A 26,007-nucleotide genomic window follows, 5' to 3' on the forward strand; every position below is an offset into this window, starting at 1 on the left:
ACTGATCTCCGGAGTTGAAGGGCCCCGGCAGGGGGCGCGGGGCTCTGACATGTGCGGCTCCGCCGCGAGGGGGGTCCCCCTGTTCGAGCGAAGCCGAGAACTTGGGGGAGCGACCAGCCACATCCGGCCCGCAGAAAGAAACTCAAGCCGCGGCAGCCGCAAACGCCGGAGCAGCCAGGTCGGCCATGCGCGAGGCGATCTCCCCGGCGGACGCCCGCTCCAACCGGTCCACGATCACGCCATCGGCGAGAAACAGCACCCGGTCCGCATAGGCCGCAGCCGCCGGATCATGCGTGACCATGACGACGGTGGCGCCCATGCCGTCGACCGCCGAGCGGAGCAAGCCGAGGATCTCCGCGGCCGTCGTCGTATCCAGCGCGCCCGTCGGCTCATCGGCGAAAACCACATCCGGGGCGGTGACCAAGGCGCGGGCGATCGCGACGCGCTGCTGCTGGCCGCCGGAGAGCTCGCCGGGGCGCCGCTTGTGCTTGTCGCCGCCGAGGCCGACGCGGGCAAGGATGGCGGCGGCCGCCCGGCGGTCAGGGCGGCGTCCCGCCAGACGCATGGGCAGCACCACGTTCTGCTCGACGGTCAGCGAGGGCAGCAGGTTGAAGGCCTGGAAGACGAAGCCGAGGCGGGCCCGGCGCAGCTCGGTGAGCTTGTTCTCGCTCATGCCGGTGATCTCCGTGCCGCCAAGCCGGACCGTGCCCGCGCTCGGCCGGTCGAGCCCGGCGGCGCACTGCAGGAAGGTCGACTTGCCGGATCCGGAGGGGCCCATGACCGCGGTGAAGCTGCCGCGTTCGAGGGCGAGGTCGATGCCGCCGAGGGCGTGCACGGCGGCGGAGCCGCGGCCGTACCGGCGGCACACGCCGCGCAGTTCGACGGCCCAGTCGCCGCCGGGAGCCGTGGCCGGCATCGGCGGCACCTCGGAACTGCCCTCGCCGGTCCGCTTCTTGCGCCGCAGCCCCATGATTCCGTCCGCCTTCCGTCCGTACGCCCTGATCGCCTGGTCGATACCTCGAACGTACGGATTCGGGGGTGCTGTGGACCATGAGGGCGCCCGGCGGATCGGGGGTGGGGGTAGCCCCAGGAAGGGTCGGATGTACGCCCTACATAGTTGCCACCTAAATCGTTTGGTAAGCTAACTATTGACGCGTTCTTGACGCTTCCTTTGCCAAAGAGGGGCGTCGCTGACTACCAGGAGGAACGGGCCCATCGGACACGCAGACACCCTGATAGCCATGGGCGGCGCCTTTCTCGCCGCCGCCGTGCTCGCCCGCGTGGGCGGCCGCATCGGACTCCCCACCATCCCCCTCTTCATCCTGGCCGGGATCCTCCTCGGCCCGCACACCCCCGGCGTGGTCCTGGTCTCCGACCCCCACGACCTGGAGATGCTCTCGGCGCTCGGCCTGGTCCTGCTGCTCTTCTATCTGGGCCTCGAGTTCCACATGGACGACCTCAGGACCGGCGGCCGCAAGATGGCCGTCGCCGGCGGGACGTATCTCGCGCTGAACGTCGGCGCGGGCCTGGGCTTCGGATTCGCGCTCGGCTGGGGCACCTCCGAAGCGCTGGTCCTCGCCGGAGTGCTCGGCATCTCCTCGTCGGCGATCGTCACCAAGGTGCTCGTCGACACCGGGCGGCTCGGCAACCCCGAGACCAAGCCGATCCTCGGCATCATCGTCGTCGAGGACATCTTCCTCGCCCTCTATCTGGCCGCCCTGCAGCCCATCCTGTCCGGCGCCGACAGCCTCTCATCGGCCGTCATGGACGGCGGCAAGGCCTTCGGCTTCCTGCTGCTCCTCGCGCTCGCGGCCCGCTTCGGCACGAAGGTCGTCGGGCGGCTCATGGACACCAAGGACGACGAGCTGCTCGTCATCTCCTTCCTCGGGGCCGCTGTCTTCGTCGCCGGGGTCTCCGAGTGGTTCGGGGTCGCGGACGCGATCGGCGCGTTCATGGTGGGCCTGATGCTGGGCAGCACCGCGTCGGGCGAACGCATCCGCAAGCTGGTGCATCCGCTGCGGGACGCGTTCGGGGCGATCTTCTTCTTCGCGTTCGGGCTCTCCATCGACCCGGGCGACCTGCCCGTGGTGGTCTGGCCGGTGCTCGCCGCCGTGGCCCTGACGCTCCTCATGAACGTCCTCGCGGGTGTCGGTGCGGCGCGTGTGTACGGCTTCGGGGCGGGCCCCGCGGCGAACATCTCCACGACGCTCCTCGCCCGCGGCGAGTTCGCCCTGATCCTCGCGACGATGGCCGCCACCGCGGACCTCGACGAACGCCTCTCCCCCTTCATCGCGGGGTATGTGCTCGTCCTTGCGGTGCTCGGACCGCTGGCCGCGGGCCGGTCGAAATGGCTGGCCCGGATCCTGCCGGGCAACGGCGAACGGCAGGACGCACCCGAAGTGTCAGGCGCCCGCTGACGCCTCGCGGCAGATCAGAAGCAGCGCACGGTCGTCGTTGACGTCCTTGGCGACGGCCTCGATCAGATGCCACGCAGCGCCGTGGAAGCCGCCCGCGACATAGCGGTCGGCTTCCCCGGTGAGGCGGTCGATGCCCTCACTGATGTCCCGGTCGGACGCCTCGACGATGCCGTCGGTGAACAGCATCAGGACGTCACCGGGGCGCAGGGAGCCCTTCACCGGGTCGAACTGCGCCCCGTCGTAGACCCCGAGGAGCGGGCCGTCGGCGACCTTCTCCTCCCAGCGGCCGTTGCCCGCGCTGAGCTGCAGGCCCGGCGGGTGGCCCGCCGAGAAGAGTTCGTAGTCGCCCGTCTCCAGGTCGAGGACCAGGTGGATCGAGGTCGCGAAGCCCTCGTCCCAGTCCTGGCGCAGGAGATAGCCGTTGGCGGCGGGCAGGAACGCGTGCGGCGGCAGCGAGCCGAGCAGCCCGCCGAAGGCGCCCGACAGGAGCAGGGCGCGCGAACCCGCGTCCATGCCCTTGCCCGACACGTCGGTGAGGACGGCCTCCAGGGTGCGCCCGCCGTTCGTACGCGCCGCGACGACGAAGTCGCCGGAGAAGGACTGGCCGCCGGCCGGCCGCAGCGCCATCTCGCGGTGCCAGCCGCGGGGCAGCTTCGGCAGCTTGCTCTGTACGCGGATACGTTCACGCAGGTCGAAGAGCATCGTTCCGCCGCCGCGCCAGGGCACCCCGACGCGGGTGCGGAACTGCGCGATGAGCAGCCCGAAGAAGCCGCAGGCCGCGACGACCAGGACCACGCCGGGGGTGACCCGTGACGGTCCTTCCGCGTACGGGCCGAGCTGGACGGACTCCACGATCAGGGCGGCCGCCGATGCCGCGTACAGGCCGAGCAGGCTGGAGGGGCGCAGGAGCAGGCCGCCGGCCACGATGGGCAGGACCAGGGCGGCTGGCGAGCACCAGACGTTGTTGATGATCGTGCAGACGGTGATCACCGGGATGGTGAGCAGCAGTCCCGCCAGGGCGATCCAGTCCGAGCCGTCGCCTCTGAAGTAGTCGACACCGGATTTGCGCAGCCCTATCCGAGCCCGGTGGATCCGCTTCTTCATCCGGGCTGTAAACGTCTCTGCTTCCGCTCGCCTGCCTGCCATTGCTCCCGGACCTTATCTACCGGGCAAGACACTTCGCACGGGAGGTGCCCGTTGTCCCCCGTCAGGGGCACGCGGTCAGCGCGCGTAAATCCTGTCGCTTCGCCCGCTTCACCCTGGTAGGCATGGCATATGACGACGGAATTGCGGGAGTTGCGGCCTGAGGACTGGGACAAGTACTACGGAACGCTGGAGCTCGCCTTCGGCGGAGTCGCCGAGGCACCCGAGGAGCATGAGCTCTGGAACGCGCTGACCGAGTTCGACCGCTTCTTCGGGACGTGGGACGGCGACACCTGCGTCGGCACGACGGGAGCGTTCAGCTTCCGCCTGTCCGTGCCGGGTGGCGCCCTGGTGGACGCGGCGGGCGTGACGATGGTGAGCGTCGCGGCGACGCACCGCAGGCGCGGCATCCTGACGTCGATGATGCGCCGCCAGCTGGACGACGTACGCGCGAAGGGCGAGGCACTGGCCGTGCTCACCGCGTCCGAGCCCGTCATCTACGGCCGGTTCGGGTACGGCGCGGCGACGCAGGCGCTGAAGGCCGAGATCGACACGACGCGGGTCCGGCTCTCGGTGCCGCCCGGCACCGACGACGTACGGCTTCGGTACGCCAAGCCCGCCGACGTCCACGCGGCGTGCGAGGAGCTCTACGCGCGCCGGGTGGGCGAGCGTCCGGGCATGCTGGCCCGGCAGCCCGGCTGGGAGCGGCTCGGTCTGCTCGACGTCGAGAGCGAGCGGCACGGGGCGTCACCGCTGCAGTGCGTAATCGCCGAGCGGGACGGGGAACTCGTCGGGTACGCGCGTTTCCGTACGAAGCCGGACTGGGACGCGGCGGGCCCCAAGGGCACGGTCAAGGTGAGCGATCTGGAGGCCGACGACCCGGCGGCGTACGCGGCGCTGTGGCGGTTCCTCTTCGGCATCGACCTGATGTCCAAGGTCGAGGCGCACAGCCGCCCCATGGACGACGCGGTGCTTCAGCTCGTCACGGACCCGCGGCGCTGCAACATCGGGGTGCGCGACTCGCTGCACGTACGGCTGGTGGAGGTCGGCGCCGCCCTGGAGGCGCGCACCTACCGGGCGCCGGTGAACCTGGTGTTCGACGTCGAGGACGCCTTCTGCCCCTGGAACCAAGGGCGTTGGCGGCTCACCGGCGATGTGAAGGGCGCGACCTGTGAGCGTACCGACGACGACGCCGATCTCGCCCTGTCCGTACGGGAGTTGGGTGCGGCCTATCTCGGCGGTCACTCCCTGATGTCGCTCGCGGCGGCCGGCCGGGTGCGGGAGCTGCGGCCCGGCGCGCTCGCGGAGGCGGCACTGGCCTTCGGGTCGGATGTCGCGCCGTGGCTGCCGCACGGGTTCTAGGCGGTCATGCCCAACGGCTGCTTCGGTTGGCGGGTCGCCAGGTAGAAGGCGACCAGCCAGCCGATGAACGAGGCGCCGAGGAAGAGGTTGATGACGAGGATCACCCAACGGAGCTCGGCGCCCCGGTTGAAGGCGATGAGGGACGGCAGCAGGTAGACGGCGACGAAGAGCACGCCGGCCACGATGGCGATCGGCCCGTCTATCCAGCTGACTTCGAACGCGAACATGAGACCCCCGTTGAACTGGCGTTTCGGTCAAGTGATGATCTTATGCGAGCCGCCTGTGAGGGCTCAGGACGCCGATCGCTGGCACTGCGGGCACCAGAACAGATTGCGGGCGGCGAGATCGGCGGTGCGGATCTCGCCGCCACAGATGTGGCAGGGCATGGTGGCCCTGCGGTACACGTACACCTCGCCACCGTGGTCGTCCACGCGGGGCGGGCGGCCCATCGCTTCCGGCGTGTGCTCGGGCCTGACGGTGTCGATGCGGTTGAGGCGTACGCCCTCGCGCATCAGGTCCACCAGGTCCCGCCAGATCGCCTGCCACTGGGCGGCGGTGATGTCCTTGCCCGGTGTGTACGGGTCGATGCCGTGCCGGAAGAGGACCTCGGCGCGGTAGACGTTGCCGACGCCCGCGATGACCTTCTGGTCCATGAGGAGGGCGGCGATGGTCGTGCGGCTGCGCGAGACGCGGCGGTACGCCTTCTCGGGGTCGTCCGCTTCCCGGAGCGGGTCCGGGCCCAGGCGGTCGTGTATCGCCTGCTTTTCCTCGTCGGTGAGCAGGGCGCAGGTCGTGGGGCCGCGGAGGTCCGAGTAGTGCGTGTCGCTCAGGAGGCGGAGGCGGACGGTGTCCGTGGGGGGCGGGGCCGGGGTCTCGCCCTGGGTGTACTTGCCGAAGAGGCCGAGGTGGATGTGGACCCAGTCGGCTTCGCCGAAGCCGAGGAAGAGGTGCTTGCCGTGGGCCTCGGCGGTGGTCAGCGCCTGGCCGGTGAGGAGGGCGGCGCTGTCGGAGAACTTGCCCTGGGGGCTGGTGACGCGGAGAGGGCCGCGGCCCTGGAACCGGGTGCGGTGGTCTTCCGCGAGCCGGTGGATGGTGTGCCCCTCCGGCACGGGTCCCTCCGGGGGTAGTACGGGTGAAATCGCCTTAAGGGCTCGTCCTCAAACGCCGGACGGGCTGAACTGCCAGCCCTCCGGCGCTTGAGGAGCGAGGTCCGGGGCGGAGCCCCAGGAAACTAGCCCTGCGGGTGGTGGGCCGGGATGGGGGGCAGCTCGCCCGTCGTCTCGTACGTGGAGAGCATCTCGATGCGGCGGGTGTGGCGCGCCTCGTCCGAGTACGGGGTGGACAGGAAGATCTCGACGAACTTCGTCGCCTCCTCCTGCGTGTGCATCCGGCCGCCGATCGACACCACGTTGGCGTTGTTGTGCTCACGGCCCAGCGCAGCGGTCTGCTCACTCCAGGCGAGGGCCGCACGGACGCCCTTGACCTTGTTCGCCGCGATCTGCTCCCCGTTGCCGGAGCCGCCGATCACGATGCCGAGGGACTCCGGGTCCGCCGCCGTCCGCTCCGCGGCGCGGAGGCAGAAGGGGGGGTAGTCGTCCTGGGCGTCATAGATGTGGGGCCCGCAGTCGACGGGCTCGTGGCCGTGGCTCTTGAGCCATTCGACCAGGTGGTTCTTGAGTTCGTAGCCGGCATGATCCGAGCCGAGGTACACGCGCATGGATCCGAGTGTGGCACGTCGCGGGGCGAGCGGCCGCGACCGGGGCGGGACCTTGGTCACCAAGGTCTGGGCCATTGGGCCGGAATATCACGATCCGGAGTCAGGACTTCCGTCCCGGGCACCCCTGCGTTTGAATGCGTGGGCTCGTGACCCGAGAACTTAAGGATTCGTCCATGACCTCGCAACCCTCCCTTGCGAAGGCAGACCGCAACCCCAACGAACCTGGGGATCCGCAGTCTGGTGACACCGGTGACGGCCTCAAGGCCGGGCTGAAAAATCGCCATCTGTCCATGATCGCCATCGGTGGTGTCATCGGCGCCGGCCTCTTCGTCGGCTCCAGCTCCGGCATCGCCGCCGCAGGGCCCGCCATCCTCGTCTCGTACGCTCTCGTCGGCACGATGGTCGTTCTCGTGATGCGGATGCTCGGAGAGATGGCCGCCGCACGGCCGACCTCCGGCTCCTTCTCCACCTACGCGGACCAGGCGCTCGGCCGCTGGGCCGGCTTCTCGATCGGCTGGCTCTACTGGTTCTTCTGGGTCGTCGTGCTCGCGGTGGAGGCCACCGCGGGTGCCGTCATCCTCAATGGCTGGATACCGGCCGTACCGCAGTGGGGCTGGGCACTCATCGTGATGGTGGTGCTCACCCTGACGAACCTCGTCTCGGTCGGCTCCTACGGTGAGTTCGAGTTCTGGTTCGCCGGGATCAAGGTCGTCGCCATCGGCGGCTTCGTGGTCATCGGCCTGCTCGCCGTCTTCGGCGTGCTGCCCGGCTCCGACAACCCCGGCGCCGGATTCGCGCACCTCACCGACGCGGGCGGGTTCATGCCCAACGGCGCGGGCGCCATCCTCACGGGTGTGCTCATGGTCGTCTTCTCGTTCATGGGCTCCGAGATCGTCACGCTGGCCGCCGGCGAGTCCGAGGACCCGCAGCGCGCCGTCACCAAGGCGACGAACAGCGTCATCTGGCGTATCGGCGTCTTCTACCTGGGCTCGATCTTCGTCGTCGTCACGCTGCTTCCGTGGGACGACAAGTCGATCGTCAAGGACGGCTCGTACGTCGCCGCGCTCAACTCGATCGGCATTCCGCACGCCGGCCAGGTCATGAACGTGATCGTCCTGACGGCCGTTCTCTCCTGCCTCAACTCCGGGCTCTACACCGCTTCCCGCATGGCCTTCTCGCTCGGCCAGCGCGGTGACGCGCCCAAGTCCTTCGCGCGCACCAACTCCCGCGGTGTGCCGCAGGCCGCGATCCTCGGCTCGGTCGTCTTCGGCTTCGTCGCCGTCTGGTTCAACTACCAGTGGAAGGACACCGTCTTCGACTTCCTGCTGAACTCGTCGGGCGCGGTGGCCCTCTTCGTCTGGCTGATGATCTGCTTCACGCAGCTGCGGATGCGCGGCATCATCCTGCGCGAGCAGCCCGAGAAGCTGGTCGTGAAGATGTGGCTCTTCCCGTATCTGACGTGGGTCACCATCGCGATGATCTCGTTCGTCCTCGTCTACATGCTGACCGACGAGGCAGGACGCAAGCAGGTGCTGCTCTCGCTGCTCGCCGCGGCGTTCGTGGTGGTCTTCTCGGTCGTACGGGAGAAGGTGCGGCCACGCGCCGACGCCGACGCCGTGACCGACGCCGACGCCGTGACCGACGGCGACGCCGTGTCCGACAACGACACGGTCGACGTCGACGCCTAGCCGGAGCCGGAGCCGGAGCCGCCGGACGGTGGCGTGGTCGACGTACCCGCCACCGTCGGTGGCCGTGAGCCCGGTCCGGGCGGTGGATCGCCGCCGCCCGGATCGCGCGCGGTGAAGAACATGACGGCCGCCACGGCGGCCGTGACCAGCAGGACCAGGGCGGTCAGGACGCGCGGACGCCAGTCGGCACCCGACGTCCCGTCCTCCCCCGGAGGCGGCTCCGCGGGCTGCGCCCCGAGCGCCGCCCGCAGGGCCGCCTCCGTCGCGTCGAGGCCCGGCCGCCCCGCCGGCTCCTTGGCCAGGAGCGCCGCGAGCAGGGGACGTAACCCGCTTGATTCCGGCGGCAGTTCAGGTTCCTCGTGCAGCACCGCCACCAGCGTCGTCAGCGCCGACTCACGGGCGAAGGGCGAGCTGCCGCGCAGCGCCGCGCAGAGTGTCGCGCCGAGGGACCAGAGGTCGGACGGCGGGCCCTGCGGCGCCCCGGAGACCCGCTCGGGCGCCATGTACTCGGGCGAACCCACCAGCAGGCCCGCCTGCGTCAGACGGCCCGTGTCCTGGATCGCGGCGATGCCGAAATCGGTGAGGACGACCCGGTCACCGGGGCCGATGAGCACGTTCGCCGGCTTGATGTCACGGTGCAGCACACCCGCCGCGTGCACCCGCCGCAGCGCCGCCACCAGGGCGAGGCCCACCCGCGCCGCCTCGCGCTCGCCCAGCGGCCCCTCGTCGTCGACGTACCGGGCGAGGGACCGGGCGTCGACCAGCTCCATGACGATCCACAGGCGGCCGTCCTCCTCGGCGACGTCATAGACGCGTACGACACCGGGGTGGTCGATCCGCGCACTGGCCCGCGCCTCGCGCAGCGCGCGCTCCCTGCGTATACGGGTGTCCTCCGAGTCCGGGCCGCCGTCGGCCGCGTCGATCCGCATCTCCTTCACGGCGACAGCGCGGTCGAGCAGCTCGTCGGCCGCGCGCCAGACACGGCCCATGCCGCCACGGCCGATGACTTCGAGCAGGCGGTAGCGGCCCGCCACCCGACGCTCCGGCATGGGCGTTCACCCCCAACCTCCTTTCATGACAGCACAGTTCACGCGGTTCTCTAAGGGCAGGAAGGACGCCGGAAAACTTGACGGCAGGTGTCAGGTTTTCCGGGGATGGTCTGTTCCGTCAGCCGGTCGAACGGACCGGCACTGCTTGGAGGATCACCGTGGACTTCACCGATGGGCGACTCGTGTTCCGGCCCGGCGACGACGGGTACGACGCGGAGACCGCCGGGTTCCAGACCGGTTTCGCGCAGCGGCCTGAGATCGTGTTCGCGGCCTCGAGCGCCGATGACGTCGTCGCCGCCGTCTCGTACGCCGCCGACGCGGGGCTGCCCGTGGGCGTGCAGGCCACCGGGCACGGGCTTCCGGGGGCCGCGGAGGGCGGTGTGCTGATCAGCACCCGGCGGATGGACTCCGTCCGCGTCGACGCCGCCGCGCGCACCGTCACCGTGGGCGCGGGCGTCCGCTGGGGCCAGGTCGTCGAGGCCGCTGCGGAGCACGGGCTCGCCCCGCTGAACGGTTCGGCGCCGGGCGTGGGCGCCGTCTCGTACACGCTGGGCGGCGGACTCGGCGTCCTGGCAAGGGAGTTCGGGTACGCCGCCGACCACGTCCGGTGGCTCGATGTCGTCACGGCGGACGGCGCACTGCGGCACGTCACCGCGGAGAGCGAGCCCGAGCTGTTCTGGGGGCTGCTCGGCGGGGGCGCGAACCTCGGGGTCGTGACGGCCCTGGAGATCGGTCTGGTGCCGGTGGCGCGGGTGTACGGCGGGGCGATCGAGTTCGACGGGCGCGAGGTGGACCCGGCGACGGTGCTGCGGGCGTACGAGGCGTGGACGCGGACCGTGCCGGACGAGGTGACTTCATCGGTGGCGGCCCTTGTCTACCCGGACCTGCCGCAGCTGCCGCCGCAGCTGCGGGGCCGCTATCTCGTGACCGTCCGGGTCGCCTACACGGGCTCCGAGGCGGCGGGTGAACGTCTTGTGGCGCCGCTGCGGGAGATCGGGCCCACGGTGTCGGACTCGCTGCGGGAGATGCCGTACACCGACAGCCACACCATCCACAGCGACCCCGACTTCCCGCATTCCTACTACGGAGACAGCGTGGTGGTGGGCGAGCTGGATGTCGCGGCGGCGTGCGAGCTGTTCGCGATGACCGGTCCTGCCGCCGAGAAGATGCACGTCGTCCAGATCAACCAGCTGGGCGGGGCGCTGGCGAAGCCCTCGGGGAACGCGGTGCCGTACCGGGACGCGGGGTGGCTGGTGCGGGTGCTCTCGCCGTTGGACGGCACGGACATCGACGCGGTGCGGGCCGTGCAGGCGCGGGCCTTCGGACTTTTCGCGGGCGAGGGGCGGTTGCTCAACTTCGCCTTCGCCGCCGGGGACCGTCCCGAGGGCCTGTACGACGCCGGAACGCGGAAGAGGCTCGCCGGGCTGAAGGCCACGTACGACCCGGCGAACCTCTTCAGGCGGAACTATGGGGTGACCGCTACCGGTTGAGGAACTTCCACGCCGTGGGCAGCGCGCCCATCGCGAGCGCGGCCTTGACGGCGTCGCCGATCAGGAAGGGCGTGAGCCCCGCGGCGACGGCCTGGGTCAGCGACATGCCGGTCGCGGCGGCCAGGTACGGGACGCCGACCGCGTAGATGATCGCCGAGCCGAGCACCATCGTGCCCGCGGTGCGCAGCACGGAACGGTCGCCGCCGCGGCGGGCGAGGGCGCCGACCACGGTGGCGGCGAGCAGCATGCCGAGGACGTAGCCGAGGGACGGCGCCGCGACGCCGGAACCGGCCTGCGCGAACCACGGCATGCCGGCCATGCCGACGAGGGCGTACACCGCGAGGGAGAGGAAGCCGCGGCGGGCGCCGAGGGCGGTACCGACGAGGAGCGCGGCGAAGGTCTGTCCCGTCACCGGAACGGGGGAGCCCGGTACGGGCACGGCGATCTGGGCAGCGATGCCGGTGAGGGCGGCGCCGCCGATGACGAAGGCCGCGTCCTTCGCGCGGGACGCGGGGAGCAGGTCCGCGAGGACCTGGCCGGGACGGGAAGAGACGGCGGCGATGCTCATCGGGACTCCGCGGGTTCTGGGCGTTCTGGGACGGGGAGGTGGGACCCCGTGACGCTATCTCAGGCGTGGGCGGGGATCACCGGCGGTGGGCGACAAGGTGCCGGGGGCCTCGGTGGTGGGCTCTGTACAAAGTGCGGGGGGTACCCCTGCGGGGGGCGTGATGCTTGTCACCTCGGCGGGTGGCGGCTTGGGGCTGTTTTGCGCGGAGGGCTGTCGCCCGGCGACACTGTGGGTTCCCGCCAAGTTTTTTGTGATCCCGAGAGCAGCTTGAGTCTCCATGCACGACGCACCCCCCGATCAGTCGGCGCCCGGCAGTGAGGGTTGTGCCCACCCTTCCCCAAGCTCTCGGCTTCGCTCGAGCAGGGGAGACCCCACTCGCCGTGCGGAACGCCTGCCCACAACCATGGAGGCCGAGCCTGAACCGCTCGGCGGGGGACTTAAGCAGCGGCACCTCACCATGCTTGGGCTCGGCGGCGTCATCGGAGCCGGGCTTTTCGTCGGGTCCGGGGCCGGGATTGCTGTTGCCGGGCCCGGGATCGTCGTCTCGTATCTGATCGCGGGGGCGCTCGCGATGTGTGTGATGCGGATGCTCGGTGAGATGTCGGCCGCGATGCCCGCGTCGGGGTCCTTCTCCGTGCACGCCGAGCGTGCCCTCGGGCGCTGGGCGGGGTTCAGCGTCGGGTGGCTCTACTGGTTCCTGCTCGTCGTCGTGCTCGCCGTGGAGGCGACCGGGGCCGCGCAGATCGCCAACAGCTGGGCGCCGGGCGTACCGCAGTGGGCCTGGGTCCTCGTCTTCATGCTGGTGTTCACGGGCGCCAACCTCGCCGCCGTGAAGAACTTCGGCGAGTTCGAGTTCTGGTTCGCCGCCCTGAAGGTCTTCGCGATCGTCGCGTTCCTGGTGCTCGGGCTGCTCGCGGTCTTCGGGGTGCTGCCCGACACGAACCCGGTCGGGTTCACCAACCTCACCGGGCACGGCGGGTTTCTGCCCAACGGCTGGGAGGGCGTCACCTCCGGCGTGCTCGCCGTCGTCTTCGCCTTCGGCGGGCTCGAGGTCGTGACGATCGCGGCCGCCGAGTCCGACGATCCGGTGCGCTCCGTCGCCCGCGCCGTGCGCAGCGCCGTCTACCGCATCCTCTTCTTTTACGTCGGTTCGATGCTGGTCATCGTGACGGTGCTGCCCTGGACGGCGGAGAAGGCGGGCGTCAGTCCGTATGTGACGGTCCTCGACTCGATCGGGGTGCCGTCCGCGGGCACGATCATGAACATCGTGGTGTTCGTGGCGCTGCTCTCGGCGCTCAACGCCAACCTCTACGGCTCCTCCCGGATGATCTTCTCGCTCGCCGAGCGCGGCGAGGCCCCGAAGGCGCTGTTGAAGGTGTCGGGCGGCGGTGTCCCGCGGCGTGCGGTGCTCGCCTCCGTCGCCTTCGGCTTCGTATCCGTCGTACTCAATCTGAAGTGGCCGGACTCGGTCTTCCTCTACATGCTCAACTCGGTCGGCGCGGTGCTGCTCTTCGTGTGGGCGCTGATCGCGGTGTCGCAGCTGCGGCTTCGGCGGCGCATCGAGCGCGAGGCGCCGGAGCGGCTCGTGCTGCGCATGTGGGCCTTCCCCTATCTGACGTGGGCGGCGCTCGCGGCGATGGCCGCCGTGCTCGGGCTGATGCTGACGGACGACGGGGCGCGGCCGCAGTTGCTGTGGTCGGCGGGCGCGACGGGGCTCGTCCTGGCGGTGGCCGGGCTGCGGGAGTGGCGCGAGGGACGTCCGAGTCACGCGTGAAGCAGGTGTGAACATTTCGTGGCCATACCTTCACAACGTGTGAGCGTCGTGTCCGTATAGCGGTCAGGTGTTCCCTGTCAGCGGTACCGGACTTCAGACTGTGGGCCGCTCGCTCCCCCGTCTCAGCTACTGAACAGGGCTCGCCCATGTCTCGGACGTCCACCTCCCAGGACGCAGCACCCGACGCGGCCCCCGAGGCCCCCAAGGTCGATTCGCCGCTGGTCCACGGCCTCAAGCAGCGGCATCTCTCGATGATCGCCCTCGGTGGCGTCATCGGCGCCGGCCTCTTCGTGGGCTCCGGAGCCGGTATCGCCGCGGCCGGGCCCTCGATCGTGCTCGCCTATGCGATATCCGGCGCGCTGGTCATGCTCGTGATGCGCATGCTCGGCGAGATGTCGGCCGCGAACCCGGCCTCCGGTTCCTTCTCGGTCCACGCCGAGCGCGCGATCGGACCCTGGGCGGGCTTCACCGCCGGCTGGGGCTTCTGGTTCCTGCTCTGCGTCGCCGTCGGCCTCGAAGGCATCGGCGCCGCGAAGATCATGGTGGGCTGGTTCCCCGACAGCCCCGAGTGGGCCTGGGTCGCGCTCTTCATGCTGGTGTTCTGCGGCGCCAACCTGACGGCCGTGAAGAACTTCGGCGAGTTCGAGTTCTGGTTCGCCGCGCTGAAGGTCGGCGCCATCGCGCTCTTCCTCGGCATCGGCGTCCTGGCGATCCTCGGCATCCTGCCCGGCTCGGACGCGCCCGCCCCCGGCACCGCGAACCTCACCGGCGAGGGCGGGTTCATGCCGAACGGCACGGACGGCCTGATCATCGGCCTCCTCGCATCCGTCTTCGCGTACGGCGGTCTGGAGACCGTCACGATCGCGGCAGCGGAGTCCGAGAACCCGGTCCAGTCCGTCGCCAAGGCCGTGCGTACCGCGATGTGGCGCATCGCCCTCTTCTACGTCGGCTCGATGATGGTCGTCGTCACGCTGCTGCCGTGGGACAACAAGGAGGTCGCGACGAAGGGCCCCTACGTCGCCACGCTCGACCACCTGGGCATCCCCGGCGCCGGCCAGATCATGAACGTCATCGTCCTGATCGCCCTGCTCTCCGCGATGAACGCCAACATCTACGGCGCCTCGCGCATGTCGTACTCGCTGATCCAGCGCGGCCAGGGCCCCAAGGTGCTCGGCCGTGTCCACAGCGGCGTCCCGCGCCTCGCGGTCCTCGCCTCCTCGGTCTTCGGCTTCGTCTGCGTCCTGCTCAGCTACTGGCGCCCGGACGACGTCTTCCCCTGGCTGCTCAACATGATCGGCGCGATGATCCTGGTCGTCTGGATCTTCATCGCCGCTTCGCAGCTGATCCTGCGCCGCAGGACGGAGCGCGAGGAGCCTCAGAAGCTGGTCGTGAAGATGTGGGCCTACCCGTTCCTGACCTGGGTCGCCCTGGCCGCGATGGCGTACATCTTCTACCTGATGACGGAGCAGCCGGACACCCGCAAGCAGCTCCTGGCCACGGGCGCGCTGACGCTGGCGCTCGCGGCGATCGGGTTCGCGCGGCAGAAGGCGGCGGAGAAGCGGGCGGCGGCGGTGGCCGCCGAGTAACCCTCACGTCAGACAGGGGGGGCCGCGGCGGTGGGGGGCGGGGGGGGGGGGGGGGCGGCCCCTCAAAACCCACGTCGCCGCCCGCGGCCCCCCGACCACGCGCCCCCCCCCCCTCTGGCGTGTCCGGGGCCTAGGACCAAGGGCTGATCAACACCGCGCCACTCCTGCTGCTAGCCTGCAGTTGCACATAGATTGCAATAAGCGTTGCACCACAGCAGAGCACAGCAGAGCAGCAGTCGGAGGGCTCGGACCATGGCCATTTACACGCTTCCTGAACTTCCGTACGACTACGCGGCGCTCGAACCGGTCATCAACCCGCAGATCATCGAGCTGCACCACGACAAGCACCACGCGGCGTACGTGAAGGGCGCGAACGACACCCTCGAGCAGCTGGAGGAGGCGCGCGACAAGGAGACGTGGGGCGCCATCAACGGCCTGGAGAAGAACCTGGCCTTCCACCTCTCGGGCCACATCCTGCACAGCATCTACTGGCACAACATGAACGGCCCGAAGGACGGTGGCGGCGGCGAGCCGCTGGCCGTGGACGGCGTCGGCGACCTCGCGGACGCGATCGCCGAGTCCTTCGGCTCCTTCGCCAAGTTCAAGGCCCAGCTGACCAAGGCCTCGGCGACGACGCAGGGTTCGGGCTGGGGCGTGCTCGCCTACGAGCCGCTCAGCAACCGCCTCATCGTCGAGCAGGTCTACGACCACCAGGGCAACGTCGGCCAGGGCTCGACGCCGATCCTGGTCTTCGACGCCTGGGAGCACGCCTTCTACCTGCAGTACAAGAACCAGAAGGTCGACTTCATCGAGGCCATGTGGCAGGTCGTCAACTGGCAGGACGTGGCGAAGCGTTACGAGGCCGCGAAGCAGCGTGTGAACAGCCTGCTGCTGACGCCCTGAGCCACGGCCGCCGCCGGGCTCCCCCTCGGCGGCGGCCCCCCGAACGGCCTGCCTCGTGATCGTCTTCTCAACCTTCACTGAAGCAGGCGGACAGAGGAAAGGCCCCCGTGAGGACGTGACTCACGGGGGCCTTTCTGTTCGTGTCCCTGGGCAGTACCGGGACCATGGGGTCAGTCGAAGATCGGCCCCTGCGTCCGCGTCCGCTTGATCTCGTAGAAGCCGGGGACCGAGGCCACCATGAGCGTGCCGTCCCAGAGCTTGGCCGCCTCCTCGCCCTTGGGGGCGGGGGTCACCACGGGGCCGAAGAAGGCGATCTGCTCGCCGTCCGCTCCGGGGACGGCGATGACCGGGGTGCCCACGTCCTGGCCGACCTTGTCTATGCCCTCCTTGTGCGAGGCGCGCAGTTGCGTGTCGTACTCGTCGGAGTCCGCGTACCGCGCGAGATCCTCGGGCAGGCCGACGTCCTTGAGTGCGGCGGTGACCGCCTCGATGGTCGGGCCCTCGCCGCGGTTGTGGAAGCGGGTGCCGAGCGCGGTGTAGAGCGCTCCGGTGATCTCTTCGCCGTGCTTCTGCTGGGCGGCGATGACCACGCGGACCGGGCCCCAGGCCTTCGTCGCGAGCATCTCGCGGTACTCCTCGGGGAGCTCGTCGATCTTGTCCTCGTTCAGGACGGCGAGGCTCATCACGTGCCAGCGGACCTCGATGTCGCGGACCTTCTCGACCTCGAGGACCCAACGGGACGTCATCCAGGCCCAGGGGCACAGCGGGTCGAACCAGAAGTCGACGGGGGTCTTGGTGCCGTTCTCGGACATGTCTCTCCCTAAGGAATCCGTTCGCATCTGGCGGGGGAAACGTCGGTGACGCACCAGGGCATTCCCGGATACCGGGTGCCGACCGCACATGCGAGGATCGTGACATTCGTACGAGACCTGCGTACGAGTCGTGCGATCCACGGCTTCAGACATGCGAGTCACAAGGGAGTGCCGCCCGTGCCCGGTGAGAATCTGTCCCGCGACGAGGCCCAGGAAAGGGCCGCGCTGTTGTCCGTCGACGGGTACGAGGTCTTTCTCGACCTGCGCTCCGCGATCGGCGAGAGCGACCACGAGCCGCGCACCTTCCGCTCCGTCACCACGATCCGCTTCCGCTCAGCGGAGCCCGGCGCCACGAGCTTCGCCGATCTGATCGCCCCGAGCGTCACGGCCGTTTCCCTCAACGGCAAGGACCTCGACCCCTCCGAGGTCTTCGACGGCTCGCGGATCACCCTGGAGGACCTGGCCGCGGAGAACGAGCTGGTGGTGGACGCCCAGTGCGCCTACAGCCGCACCGGCGAGGGCATGCACCGCTTCGTCGACCCGGAGGACGGCGAGGTCTATCTCTATACGCAGTACGAGCCCGCCGACTCCCGCCGGGTCTTCGCCAACTTCGAGCAGCCCGACCTGAAGGCGCCCTTCCGGTTCGAGGTGCAGGCCCCGGAGGGCTGGACGGCGTGGTCCAACGGCTCCGGTGAACTGGCCGACGGCGTATGGAAGTTCGCCGAGACCAAGCCGATCTCGACGTACATCACGGCCGTGGTCGCCGGTCCGTACCACTACGTGACGGACTCCTACAGCCGCACCTTCGACGACGGCACGACCCTGGAGATCCCGCTCGGCGCGCTCTGCCGCAAGGGCCTCGCCAAGCACTTCGACGCCGACGACGTCTTCCTGGTGACGAAGCAGGGCCTCGACTTCTTCCACGACAACTTCGACTACCCGTACCCGTTCGGGAAGTACGACCAGGCCTTCGTGCCGGAGTACAACCTGGGCGCGATGGAGAACCCGGGCTGTGTGACCTTCCGCGAGGAGTTCATCTTCCGCGGCAAGGTGACCCAGGCTTCGTACGAGCGCCGGGCCAATGTGATCCTGCACGAGATGGCGCACATGTGGTTCGGCGACCTCGTCACCATGCGCTGGTGGGACGACCTGTGGCTCAAGGAGTCCTTCGCCGACTTCATGGGTTCCTTCTCCATGGTCGAGGCGACCCGCTTCACCAACGGCTGGATCACCTTCGCCAACAACCGCAAGGCGTGGGCGTACCGCGCCGATCAACTCCCCTCCACCCACCCGGTCACGGCCGACATCCACGACCTGCAGGCCGCCAAGCTCAACTTCGACGGGATCACGTACGCGAAGGGCGCTTCGGTTCTGAAGCAGCTGGTGGCGTACGTCGGGCGTGACGCGTTCCTCGAAGGCGCGCGGCGCTACTTCAAGCGGCACGCGTACGGCAACACCCGCCTCGGCGACCTTCTCTCGGTCCTGGAGGAGACGTCCGGGCGCGACATGGCGTCCTGGTCGCGGTCCTGGCTGCAGACGGCGGGAGTCAACTCCCTGACCCCGCAGGTGATTCTGAACGCGGAGGGGCGGATCACGGAGCTCTCCGTGGTCCAGGAAGCGGCCGAGTCGCACCCCGAACTGCGGCCGCACCGTGTGGCGGTGGGCCTGTACCGCCGCTCCGTCGAGGGCGAGCTGACGCGGTACGCACGCGCGGAGCTTGATGTCGACGGGCCGCGCACGGTCGTCACCGAGCTGGCCGGCGAGGAGGCTCCCGAGCTGGTCCTGGTCAACGACGACGACCTGACGTACTGCAAGATCCGTTTCGACGAGAACTCCCTCGTCACGCTGCGGGAGCACCTCGGCGACATCACCGATCCCCTCGCCCGTGCCCTGTGCTGGTCGGCGCTGTGGAGCCTGACGCGGGACGGGCTCATGCCCGCGCGGGACTTCATCGGGCTCGTGCTGCGGTTCGCGGGGCGCGAGAGCGACATCGGGGTGCTGCAGATGCTGCACGCGTGGGCGGACTCCGCGCTCACGCACTACGCGGCGCCCGCGTGGCGCGAGGAGGGCGGGCGTGCGCTCGCCGAGGGTGCGCTGCGGGAGCTGCGGATCGCGGAGCCGGGCAGCCAGCACCAGTTGACGTGGGCGCGGTTCTTCGCGGCGGTGGCCTCTTCGGACGCCGATCTGCAGTTGCTGCGGGGGCTGTTGGACGGCACGGCGAAGATCGACGGGCTCGATGTCGACCAGGAGCTGCGATGGGCCTTCCTCGGCCCGCTGGCCTCGCACGGGGTCGCCGACGAGAAGGTCCTCGGCGTGGAGCTGGCGCGGGACGACACCGCTTCGGGCAAGCGGCATCAGGTGCGGTGCCTGGCCTCGCGGCCTTCCGCGGCGGTCAAGGCGCAGGCGTGGGCCGCCGTGGTGGAGTCCGACGCGCTGTCCAACGCGCTGGTCGGGGCGACCATCTCGGGGTTCTCTCAGGCCTCCCAGAGGGAGTTGACCGCGCCGTACGCGGAGAAGTACTTCGCTGCGATCGAGCGGGTGTGGGAGGAGCGGTCCATCCAGATCGGGATGGACGTCGTCAAGGGGCTGTTCCCTCATCTGCAGGACCGTCAGGGGACGGTGGACGCGGCGGACGCGTGGCTCGCGGCGCATGCGGGTTCCGCTCCTGCGCTGCGGCGGCTTGTCGTCGAGGCCCGCGATGACCTCGCGCGGTCTCTGCGCGCGCAGGCTTGCGATTCGGCTGCCGCCGCCGCTTCGTAGGTCGACTTGGGTGGGCGCCTCGTTCATCGGTGCTCGGCAGCGTGGCGTTGTGCCCACCCGTTCCGCCGTGCGGAACGCCTGCCCACAACGCGGGCGACCGGGGCGGGGTTCGCCGTGCGGAACGTCTGTCCACGACGCGGGCAGGCGAATCAAGCGGCGGCCCGTGGAACGTACCGAGCAGAAACGGGCCTTTTCGGCAGTCGAACGTCTGCACTTTAGTGCAGGGTTGTCCGGTTATGTCGACGGGCGTGTAACAGCGGTTAGGGGGGCGAGTGGGGGCGGGGATAGCCCGGTCATGAACCACAACACCCCGCTCTCCCCCCGCCCCCAGCAGCGCCTCGCCGACGTCCAGCGCCGCGTCATGAGCACCGCCCAGCTGCGCGCCCACGGCATCTCCGCCGCCGACACGGCCGCCCACTGCCGCCCGGAAGGGCCCTGGCAGCAGCTGCTCCCGGGGGTGTGCCTGCTGCACCCGGGGCCGCCGACCCCTGAAGAGCGGCTGCACGGCGCCCTGTTGTACGCGGGGCGGCCGCCGGCCAAGGCGGCGAAGACCGTGCCCGCGCAGCCCGGCCCGGGCGAGGCCCACGCCCCGTACGCCGACGCGCTGATCACCGGCCTCGCGGCGCTCGCCCTGCACCGCTTCTCGTCCGCTCCCCCGCTGCTCTCGCTCGACCGCATCGACATCCTGGTGCCCCGCACCCGGCGGCTGCGGTCCACCGGATTCGCGCGCCTGGTGCGGACCCCGGCGCTGCCGACCGCCGTACAGATCACGGGAGTTCCGGTGGCACCGGTGCCACGTGCGCTCGCCGACGCGGTGGCGGGGCTCTCCGAGGCCGCTGCGGTGCGCAGGCTGCTCACCGAGGCGGTGCGCGGCGGGCACTGCGAACCGGCCGCCATCGTGCGGGAGTTGAACCAGGCGCGGCTGCTCGCCCGCCCCCATGTGGTGAACGCAGTCGACTCGCTGATCGCCGAGGGGCGGGCGATCGCCGAGGACCGGCTCTACCAGATGGTCACCGAGCACGGTCTTCCCGATCCGCTCTGGAACGTCGATCTGCGATTGCCCGGCGGGCCGCATCTGGGGGGCGTCGACGCCTACTGGCCCGATCTGGCCGTCGCGGTCGAGCTCGACACCCGGGCGCCGCGTCACGGCTTCCGTCAGGAGGACGACGCCCTGTGGTCCGAATACGCCCGTAAGCGCGAGCACTTGGAGCGGCTCGGCATCACCGTGGTCCATCTGACGCCCAAGAAGCTGCGGGATTCGCTCGAACAGCAGGCGACCGTCGTACGGACCGCGCTGATGGCCGCGACCGACCGTGACCCGGCGGCGTACGTGGTGGTGCTGCCCAGATGACGCGGGGCGGCGCCGCCCGATAGGAGGGGAGCGAAAGGGGGCGGGACCCGGACGGCGGGCCCCGCCCCCTTTCGCGTACGCGTCATGGGTCTACTTGCCGCAGAACTCCGCCTCCAGGACCGAAGGGCCGTCCCCCGCGGGCCCGTTGAAGTTCAGCGCCAGCGCATGGCGGCCGTTCGCCGTCGTGCCCGCCATCGACGACGAGCCGTGGATGTCGCCGCCGTGGCCCCAGACGACCTTGCCGCAGGACGTCTTGAGGCTCTCCAGGCCGAGCCCGTACCGGCTGTCGGGCCGGTCCTCGCCCCTCGGGACGGTCGTCTTCATCGCGGCGAGCTGCTTCTTCGGCAGCAGCTTGCCGCGCAGGAGTGCGCTGTAGAAGCGGTTCAGGTCGGCCGAGTCGGAGATCATCGAGCCCGCCGCGCCCGCCACGGACGGGTTGAACTCCGTCACGTCGTGGTTCTTGGCGTCCGGGGCGTCGGACAGCTTTGTGTACGCGCGTGAACTGGGCTCCGGCATCGACGCGTCCGTGCCGGGCAGGGTGGTGTGGTGCAGGCCGAGCGGTTCGATGACCCGCCGTCGGATCTCGTCCGCGTACGACGCGCCCGTCACCTTCTCGATGATCATTCCGGCCAGGACGTAGTTGGTGTTGGAGTACTTCCAGCCCTTGCCGGGCTCGAAGTCCGGCTTGTGGCGCATGGCGATGGCTACCCCCTCTTCGGGGGTCCAGGTGTCATAGCGGTGTTCGAGGAACTTCTCCGTGAACACCTTCTCCTGGAAGCCTTCGTCCGACGACACGTCGAAGACGCCGCTGGTGTGGTTGAGGAGCTGTCGCACCGTGATCCTGTCGCCGTCGTGGCCGTTGCCCTCGACGACGCCCGGCAGCCACCGCCCGACCTTGTCGTCCAGGTCGAGCTCCCCCTCGGCCTCCAGCTGGAGCAGCACGGTGGCGACGAAGGTCTTGGTGATGCTGCCGACGCGGTAGTGGTCGTGGGCCCCGCGCGGGCTCTGGTCGTGGAGGTTGCCGACGCCGGCGGCGGAGTTCCAGGCCCCGTGCCGGTCCCTGGCCTGGACGGTCACACCGGGGGCGTCCTCGTTGACGGCGGCCTCCATCGCCTTCTGGGTCGCCCGGTGCCGGTCCCCGTGCCCGGACCCGGGCGCCGAGGCGAGCGCGGGCGCCGCGAACGCACCCGCCGCCAGTGTCGCGGCCACGACCGCCGCCACCCCCGTGATCCCCGTACGCATCGACATCCGCTGTCCCTTCGTCATCGAACGTGGTCGACTCAGGGGACTCGCGGCGCGGGCGCGGAGTTGACAGGACCGCGCGGGTTGAGCGGGATTTAGCCCTTCCGGAGGATCAGTTCCGTGTTCCGGTCGCCCGGCTCGCCGCCCAGCGTGGGCTTCGCGCCCGGTGCGTTGAAGGAGAGCTCGCGGTAGAGCGCGGCGAGGCCGGTCTGCGAGAGGTCGGCGTAGTCCGTGCGGTGCGGGGCCGACGACTCGATCAGGGTGGTGAACAGGGAGATGGTGCCGTCGTGGTTGTCGGTCAGCTCCACGACGCGGGCCAGCTGCGGGAAGTCGATGTGCGAGGCCGTGGAGACCTCCCAGAAGGAGCCGTGCGGGGTCTGGTGCGCGGTGATGTCGTTCTTGTGGCTGTGGCCGTTGACCCAGGCGAGGACGGAGCGGTGGCGGCCGAGCAGGGCGACGATCTCGTCGCCGCCGTGCCGGGCCTCGCGCGGGCGGTGCGGGTCCTGGCGGAGGTTCCGCATGGTCTTGCTGGTGTGGTGGCTGAACACGACGACGTGGGAGCCGCCGTCCTTCTTCTCGTTGGCCTTCAGCTCCCGCTCCAGCCAGTTCAGTTGGTCTGTTCCGATGGAGCCTTCGTAGTGGCCCGCGGGGTCCGTCGTGTCCAGGCTGATGCCGAGTACGTCGTCGCTGATGCGGAAGGAGTAGTACTGGGTGCCCGCGTCGAGGTTCTCCTGCGTGTAGCCGTGGCCGACCGGGCCGTGGCCCTTGTACGCCGGGTCCAGGTGCGCATGGACGTATTCGGCGGGGGTGAAGGGCGCCCGGCTCTCGTCCGGGGTGACCGAGCGCATCCGCCGTGACTCGCTCTTCAGGAGATCCTTGAACTGGGCGCCCTTGGGATCGCGCCCCTTCTTGACGGCCTTCCACAGGGCGGCGCCGCGCGACTCGTCAAGGGACATCAACTTCCGCCCGCCGACGGCGAATTCGGTGAAGTACGAGTCTCCGGGGCCCCAGCAGCCGCCGGGCAGCGCGTCGTGGTTGCCGACGGTCGAGTACCAAGGGAGCGCGAGGCCGGGGCTGTTGACCTCGCGGAGCGCGGCCTGGAGGAAGCCGTCGACCCGCGGGAAGCCCCGGGCCTTGTCGGCGTCGCGGAGGTCGCCGTCCGGATGCCAGTAGAGCTTGAGCCCGCTGTCCTGTACGCCTTCGTAGCGGCGCGGGTCACCGGTGTTGGGGGTGATGCGGCCGCCGCTCATCGCCTTGAGGAACCAGTCGAGTTCGGAGCGGGAGTTGTTGTCGGTGTTGTCGCCGGTCGTCACCACGCAGTGCAGCGGCGATCCGGTGGCGGGCGCGCCGCGCAGCGCGTTCACCCGCTCGACGAGCGCGACCGCGCCCGCGACCGACAGGGCCTCCTGCGGGCGCCAGGCGCTCGCGGTCTGGGCGCGCAGATACTCGTACCGAAGCGGGTGCTGTACGTCGACCAGATGCAGGTCGGTGAACTGGACGAACGCGGCGAGCGCGGTACGCCGCCCCTCGCGGCCGGGCTTGGCGGCGGCCAGGTCGCCGCGGACCACCCGCTCCCAGGCGGGCCCGTCGCCGAGCCGCCGGTATCCGGAGCCGCCGCGCGGGGCGGCAACCGTGGCCAGGGTGGTGCCGCCCCGGTACGGCATCAGGGGCGCGGCGGGCGCGGGCCGGGAGAGCGCGACGGGGGCGGGGCCGCCCGCGGCGGCATGGCTGCTGCCCGGCCGGAGCGCGTAGCCGACGCCCGCGGAGAGGGAGACCGCTCCGGTGGCCGCGAGGAAGGCCCGGCGGTCCACGGCCGATGCGGCGGAGGCGACGGAGTGGGTGGCGGTCTTGGCGGCGGTGGCGACAGAGCGTATGCGCGGCATGGCGCGGTCTCCCCGATTGCGAACGCGTCGGCAGTGGTCGCGGGGAGTCCGGCGTGCTGCACTGCCCGAACTTCCCGCTCGTACTGGATCGTTGGCATCCGGGATGACCTGCACGTTAACGAGACCGCAACGGGCAGCGCCGATCACCGTACGTGGATCATCGGGCACCCTGCGCGGCCATCAACCCCTCTCCGGGCGTAGAGGAGGCGGTCACTCCATGTTCACCTTTCGGGGAAGGGAAGGGGCACTGGAGCCTCAGGTCGCCAGGTGGCCGTCGGCGGGGCGCTCCCGCCAGAGGCCGAGGCCGATGTCGACGAGCCCGACCCGGTCGAGTTCGGGGACGGCGTCCAGCGGGTGCCATGCCGCGAGGTCGGTCGAGCCGTCGGTCTCGTGGCGCAGCTCGCCGCCGGTGATCCCGGCCTCGTAGATGATGCGCAGGCCGTGGAAGTCGGCGACGGCGCCGAGCCTGCGGGGGTAGCGGCGGCGCAGGGAGTCCATGCCGAGCAGCGTGACCGGCTCGATGACGTAGCCCGTCTCCTCGTCCGCCTCGCGGATCACCGTGTCGTACGGATCCTCCCCGTGGTCCATGCCGCCGCCGGGCAGCGTCCAGCGTTTGCTGCCGTCGCCCGCCACCCAGCGGGCCAGCAACACCTGCCCGTCGCGTACGCATACGGCGTAGGCCGCCACCCGGAGCTCTTTGTGCACAGGCTGACGCTAGACCTAATAGGGTCCCGCCAGACCTAATAGGGCTTTATACGGTCCTTCTACGGTCGTCCTATCGCTATCGCTATCGCGGGTTCGCCGGTGAGTACTCGGGCGGCGACCACGCATAGGGGCTCGCTCCCAGGGTTTCCGCGGTCCTTTCGACGGTGAAGCGGACCGTGCGGGAACCGTCCGGCGCGTATTCCGTGCGGGCCGTGCCGGAGAGCTGGAGGGTGGTGCCGGTCGCCCAGTCGAGGAAGAGGAGCCCGGCGCGGGGGTCGGCGGCGAGGTTGCCGAGGGTCAGGAACATGGAGTTGCCCGGGTAGTCCCGCCAGACCAGCTCGTAGGGGGACGGCACCTCGACGAATCCCGGGTCGCCGCCCCGGTGGCTGGCGTCGGCGCCGTGCTCGTGGACGGTGGCGAGGAAGAAGGTGTCGGCGGCAGCGATGAACGCGCGCTGGTCGCCGGTGAGTTTCACTCCGTGGCGGGGCGAGGCGGGGCGGCCCGGCGCCTTCCCCTCCAGGAGGTCCCGCTTCTGCAGATACTTGGGGCAGTTCGAGAAGACCTGCTCGGCCTCGATCGCCAGGCCGCGCGGAGTGGGGCGCGCCCTGCCGTTGAGCCGCATACGGCGCCGGGTGCGGGGGTCGAGGGCGATGGTTCCGACAGGGGTGCCTTCGCGGGCGAGGCTCCGGGCCAGCGGATCCTTTGCGTGCACGCCTCCCCGGACCGATATCTGCTGCGGCCCCGTGGCCCGCACGAACCCGGGGGCGCCGGTGAGCAGCGAGGCCCAGACGGCGCCCTCGGTGTCCGCGCCGCCGAGCACCAGCATGGGCTGGAGTTCGAGGAAGGCGGCGGCCACCGGGCGGATGCCCTGACCTATGGAGCGGCCCACGTGATCGGCGAGGTCGCGTACGCCGACGCGGTCCTGGACGGTGCGGGAGCCGTGGTGGTAGGGCCCTTCGGGTGCGTGCGAGGCCATGGGGTTCATCGCGTCCTTCCGGGGTTACGGGCGTACAGGCTCAGAAGAAGCCGCAGGTGGGTGCCGACTCCACGGGTGCGGTGGCCGTCTCGGCACCGGTCGGGGAGTAGATCTCAAGGCGGGTGCCGTCCGGGTCGTGGAAGAAGATGCCGCCGGACGCGGCGCCCTCGCCGTGCGGGACGACGCCGTCGTAGGCGAACTCCACACCGTACGCACGCAGGGCGCTTTCGTACGCGCGGACCTGCTCGATGGTGTCGACCTCGATCGCCAGGTGGTGCAGGCCTGCGTTTCCGGCGGCGTACGCGGCACCGGCCTGCTGCCAGAGCGTGAGGACGGGCCGTGTGCCCTCCCCCAGGAAGGCGAACCTGCGGCCCTCCTCCTTGCCCTCGCCGATCACGCCGTAGCCGATGACGTCCCGGTAGAAGGCGAGCGAGCGGTCCAGGTCGGTGACGTTCAGGCCGATGTGGCCGGTGCGGAGTGCGCTCGGCGTGCTGGTCGCGGTCATGACTCTCCCCTTGTCAGCGGCGGCGGCCCGCCCGGCGTGGGCTAACCGCTCACATTTAGATTAAAGGTTAGACACG

At 70.3% G+C, this 26,007-nt stretch carries 22 protein-coding genes; 9 read left to right on the top strand and 13 right to left on the bottom strand.

Going from position 1 to position 26,007, the window contains the following annotated elements:
* Window positions 1-142 precede the first annotated feature (142 nt).
* Window positions 143-970, bottom strand: coding sequence for an ABC transporter ATP-binding protein (locus ACFWY6_RS08525; protein WP_384687470.1), 828 nt, complete (start codon window positions 968-970; stop codon window positions 143-145).
* A 271-nt stretch (window positions 971-1,241) separates the two neighbouring features.
* Between ACFWY6_RS08525 and ACFWY6_RS08530 the strand changes: the two genes are divergently transcribed.
* Entirely contained in the window at window positions 1,242-2,417 is a 1,176-nt protein-coding gene (locus ACFWY6_RS08530; protein WP_384687471.1) for a cation:proton antiporter, read from the top strand.
* Here ACFWY6_RS08530 and ACFWY6_RS08535 read toward each other — a convergent pair.
* Window positions 2,403-3,563, bottom strand: coding sequence for a PP2C family protein-serine/threonine phosphatase (locus ACFWY6_RS08535; protein ID WP_361820251.1), 1,161 nt, complete (start codon window positions 3,561-3,563; stop codon window positions 2,403-2,405). The genes ACFWY6_RS08530 and ACFWY6_RS08535 overlap by 15 nt on opposite strands.
* Window positions 3,564-3,692: 129 nt before the next feature.
* Between ACFWY6_RS08535 and ACFWY6_RS08540 the strand changes: the two genes are divergently transcribed.
* On the top strand, window positions 3,693-4,922 hold the full coding sequence (locus ACFWY6_RS08540) for a GNAT family N-acetyltransferase (protein WP_384687472.1): 1,230 nt from the start codon (window positions 3,693-3,695) through the stop codon (window positions 4,920-4,922).
* On the opposite strand, the gene ACFWY6_RS08545 is transcribed toward ACFWY6_RS08540, so the two are convergent.
* The 3 genes from ACFWY6_RS08545 to ACFWY6_RS08555 all read right to left on the bottom strand — a co-directional run bounded on the left by ACFWY6_RS08545 (window position 4,919) and on the right by ACFWY6_RS08555 (window position 6,639).
* On the bottom strand, window positions 4,919-5,149 hold the full coding sequence (locus ACFWY6_RS08545; RefSeq protein ID WP_384687473.1) for a superinfection immunity protein: 231 nt from the start codon (window positions 5,147-5,149) through the stop codon (window positions 4,919-4,921). The genes ACFWY6_RS08540 and ACFWY6_RS08545 overlap by 4 nt on opposite strands.
* Window positions 5,150-5,212: 63 nt before the next feature.
* Window positions 5,213-6,031: an Fpg/Nei family DNA glycosylase gene (locus ACFWY6_RS08550; RefSeq protein ID WP_384687474.1), complete on the bottom strand. Its 819-nt coding sequence runs from the start codon at window positions 6,029-6,031 to the stop codon at window positions 5,213-5,215.
* A 122-nt stretch (window positions 6,032-6,153) separates the two neighbouring features.
* On the bottom strand, window positions 6,154-6,639 hold the full coding sequence (locus ACFWY6_RS08555) for a ribose-5-phosphate isomerase (protein WP_361820260.1): 486 nt from the start codon (window positions 6,637-6,639) through the stop codon (window positions 6,154-6,156).
* A gap of 173 nt (window positions 6,640-6,812) precedes the next feature.
* Between ACFWY6_RS08555 and ACFWY6_RS08560 the strand changes: the two genes are divergently transcribed.
* Window positions 6,813-8,327 carry an amino acid permease gene (locus ACFWY6_RS08560; protein ID WP_384687475.1) on the top strand — a complete coding sequence of 505 codons (1,515 nt, stop codon included), beginning with the start codon at window positions 6,813-6,815 and terminating at the stop codon, window positions 8,325-8,327.
* Here ACFWY6_RS08560 and ACFWY6_RS08565 read toward each other — a convergent pair.
* Window positions 8,324-9,376, bottom strand: coding sequence for a serine/threonine-protein kinase (locus tag ACFWY6_RS08565; RefSeq protein ID WP_384687476.1), 1,053 nt, complete (start codon window positions 9,374-9,376; stop codon window positions 8,324-8,326). The two genes, ACFWY6_RS08560 and ACFWY6_RS08565, sit on opposite strands and share 4 nt — an antisense overlap.
* 158 nt (window positions 9,377-9,534) lie before the next feature.
* On the opposite strand from ACFWY6_RS08565, the gene ACFWY6_RS08570 reads away from it, so the two are divergent.
* Window positions 9,535-10,866, top strand: a complete 1,332-nt coding sequence (locus tag ACFWY6_RS08570; RefSeq protein ID WP_384687477.1) for an FAD-binding oxidoreductase — start codon at window positions 9,535-9,537, stop codon at window positions 10,864-10,866.
* On the opposite strand, the gene ACFWY6_RS08575 is transcribed toward ACFWY6_RS08570, so the two are convergent.
* The gene (locus tag ACFWY6_RS08575) at window positions 10,856-11,434 is read right to left on the bottom strand and encodes a biotin transporter BioY (RefSeq protein ID WP_266866941.1); all 579 of its coding nucleotides are present in this window, start codon (window positions 11,432-11,434) and stop codon (window positions 10,856-10,858) included. The two genes, ACFWY6_RS08570 and ACFWY6_RS08575, sit on opposite strands and share 11 nt — an antisense overlap.
* 277 nt (window positions 11,435-11,711) lie before the next feature.
* On the opposite strand from ACFWY6_RS08575, the gene ACFWY6_RS08580 reads away from it, so the two are divergent.
* The 3 genes from ACFWY6_RS08580 to ACFWY6_RS08590 all read left to right on the top strand — a co-directional run bounded on the left by ACFWY6_RS08580 (window position 11,712) and on the right by ACFWY6_RS08590 (window position 15,697).
* The gene (locus ACFWY6_RS08580) at window positions 11,712-13,208 is read left to right on the top strand and encodes an amino acid permease (RefSeq protein WP_384687478.1); all 1,497 of its coding nucleotides are present in this window, start codon (window positions 11,712-11,714) and stop codon (window positions 13,206-13,208) included.
* A 146-nt stretch (window positions 13,209-13,354) separates the two neighbouring features.
* On the top strand, window positions 13,355-14,794 hold the full coding sequence (locus ACFWY6_RS08585; protein ID WP_384687479.1) for an amino acid permease: 1,440 nt from the start codon (window positions 13,355-13,357) through the stop codon (window positions 14,792-14,794).
* Between the two features lie 252 nt (window positions 14,795-15,046).
* Window positions 15,047-15,697 carry a superoxide dismutase gene (locus tag ACFWY6_RS08590; protein WP_384687480.1) on the top strand — a complete coding sequence of 217 codons (651 nt, stop codon included), beginning with the start codon at window positions 15,047-15,049 and terminating at the stop codon, window positions 15,695-15,697.
* Between the two features lie 170 nt (window positions 15,698-15,867).
* Here ACFWY6_RS08590 and ACFWY6_RS08595 read toward each other — a convergent pair whose 3' ends face one another.
* A complete protein-coding gene (locus tag ACFWY6_RS08595) occupies window positions 15,868-16,509 on the bottom strand; it encodes a DsbA family protein (RefSeq protein WP_384687481.1) in 642 nt (213 codons plus the stop codon).
* Between the two features lie 177 nt (window positions 16,510-16,686).
* Between ACFWY6_RS08595 and pepN the strand changes: the two genes are divergently transcribed.
* Window positions 16,687-19,269, top strand: coding sequence for an aminopeptidase N (gene pepN / locus ACFWY6_RS08600; RefSeq protein WP_384687482.1), 2,583 nt, complete (start codon window positions 16,687-16,689; stop codon window positions 19,267-19,269).
* A 295-nt stretch (window positions 19,270-19,564) separates the two neighbouring features.
* On the top strand, window positions 19,565-20,620 hold the full coding sequence (locus ACFWY6_RS08605) for a hypothetical protein (protein WP_384687483.1): 1,056 nt from the start codon (window positions 19,565-19,567) through the stop codon (window positions 20,618-20,620).
* Window positions 20,621-20,710: 90 nt separating this feature from the next.
* Here the strand turns inward: ACFWY6_RS08605 and ACFWY6_RS08610 are convergent, their stop codons facing one another.
* From ACFWY6_RS08610 to ACFWY6_RS08630, 5 genes are all read right to left on the bottom strand, one after another.
* On the bottom strand, window positions 20,711-21,886 hold the full coding sequence (locus ACFWY6_RS08610; protein WP_384687484.1) for a serine hydrolase domain-containing protein: 1,176 nt from the start codon (window positions 21,884-21,886) through the stop codon (window positions 20,711-20,713).
* 71 nt (window positions 21,887-21,957) lie between these two features.
* Entirely contained in the window at window positions 21,958-23,745 is a 1,788-nt protein-coding gene (locus tag ACFWY6_RS08615) for a TIGR03767 family metallophosphoesterase (RefSeq protein ID WP_384687485.1), read from the bottom strand.
* Window positions 23,746-24,000: 255 nt separating this feature from the next.
* Window positions 24,001-24,450: an NUDIX hydrolase gene (locus ACFWY6_RS08620; RefSeq protein WP_384687486.1), complete on the bottom strand. Its 450-nt coding sequence runs from the start codon at window positions 24,448-24,450 to the stop codon at window positions 24,001-24,003.
* 82 nt (window positions 24,451-24,532) lie between these two features.
* Complete coding sequence (locus tag ACFWY6_RS08625) at window positions 24,533-25,426, bottom strand: pyridoxamine 5'-phosphate oxidase family protein (protein WP_384687487.1); 894 nt, start codon at window positions 25,424-25,426, stop codon at window positions 24,533-24,535.
* Window positions 25,427-25,466: 40 nt separating this feature from the next.
* The gene (locus ACFWY6_RS08630) at window positions 25,467-25,931 is read right to left on the bottom strand and encodes a VOC family protein (protein WP_266866917.1); all 465 of its coding nucleotides are present in this window, start codon (window positions 25,929-25,931) and stop codon (window positions 25,467-25,469) included.
* Window positions 25,932-26,007 lie beyond the last annotated feature (76 nt).

The organism is Streptomyces sp. NPDC059037, assembly GCF_042740015.1.
Taxonomy (GTDB): Bacteria; Actinomycetota; Actinomycetes; order Streptomycetales; family Streptomycetaceae; genus Streptomyces.

Bases quoted from the DNA above. Each gene is read 5' to 3' on its own strand.
- ACFWY6_RS08545 (WP_384687473.1), bottom strand. From the start codon at position 5,149: ATGTTCGCGTTCGAAGTCAGCTGGATAGACGGGCCGATCGCCATCGTG.
- ACFWY6_RS08625 (WP_384687487.1), bottom strand. From the start codon at position 25,426: ATGGCCTCGCACGCACCCGAAGGGCCCTACCACCACGGCTCCCGCACC.
- ACFWY6_RS08540 (WP_384687472.1), top strand. From the start codon at position 3,693: ATGACGACGGAATTGCGGGAGTTGCGGCCTGAGGACTGGGACAAGTAC.
- ACFWY6_RS08630 (WP_266866917.1), bottom strand. From the start codon at position 25,931: ATGACCGCGACCAGCACGCCGAGCGCACTCCGCACCGGCCACATCGGC.
- ACFWY6_RS08585 (WP_384687479.1), top strand. From the start codon at position 13,355: ATGTCTCGGACGTCCACCTCCCAGGACGCAGCACCCGACGCGGCCCCC.
- ACFWY6_RS08565 (WP_384687476.1), bottom strand. From the start codon at position 9,376: ATGCCGGAGCGTCGGGTGGCGGGCCGCTACCGCCTGCTCGAAGTCATC.
- ACFWY6_RS08605 (WP_384687483.1), top strand. From the start codon at position 19,565: ATGAACCACAACACCCCGCTCTCCCCCCGCCCCCAGCAGCGCCTCGCC.
- ACFWY6_RS08595 (WP_384687481.1), bottom strand. From the start codon at position 16,509: ATGTCCGAGAACGGCACCAAGACCCCCGTCGACTTCTGGTTCGACCCG.
- ACFWY6_RS08525 (WP_384687470.1), bottom strand. From the start codon at position 970: ATGGGGCTGCGGCGCAAGAAGCGGACCGGCGAGGGCAGTTCCGAGGTG.
- ACFWY6_RS08575 (WP_266866941.1), bottom strand. From the start codon at position 11,434: ATGAGCATCGCCGCCGTCTCTTCCCGTCCCGGCCAGGTCCTCGCGGAC.
- ACFWY6_RS08560 (WP_384687475.1), top strand. From the start codon at position 6,813: ATGACCTCGCAACCCTCCCTTGCGAAGGCAGACCGCAACCCCAACGAA.
- ACFWY6_RS08555 (WP_361820260.1), bottom strand. From the start codon at position 6,639: ATGCGCGTGTACCTCGGCTCGGATCATGCCGGCTACGAACTCAAGAAC.
- ACFWY6_RS08580 (WP_384687478.1), top strand. From the start codon at position 11,712: ATGCACGACGCACCCCCCGATCAGTCGGCGCCCGGCAGTGAGGGTTGT.
- ACFWY6_RS08535 (WP_361820251.1), bottom strand. From the start codon at position 3,563: ATGGCAGGCAGGCGAGCGGAAGCAGAGACGTTTACAGCCCGGATGAAG.
- ACFWY6_RS08590 (WP_384687480.1), top strand. From the start codon at position 15,047: ATGGCCATTTACACGCTTCCTGAACTTCCGTACGACTACGCGGCGCTC.
- ACFWY6_RS08530 (WP_384687471.1), top strand. From the start codon at position 1,242: ATGGGCGGCGCCTTTCTCGCCGCCGCCGTGCTCGCCCGCGTGGGCGGC.
- ACFWY6_RS08610 (WP_384687484.1), bottom strand. From the start codon at position 21,886: ATGACGAAGGGACAGCGGATGTCGATGCGTACGGGGATCACGGGGGTG.
- ACFWY6_RS08615 (WP_384687485.1), bottom strand. From the start codon at position 23,745: ATGCCGCGCATACGCTCTGTCGCCACCGCCGCCAAGACCGCCACCCAC.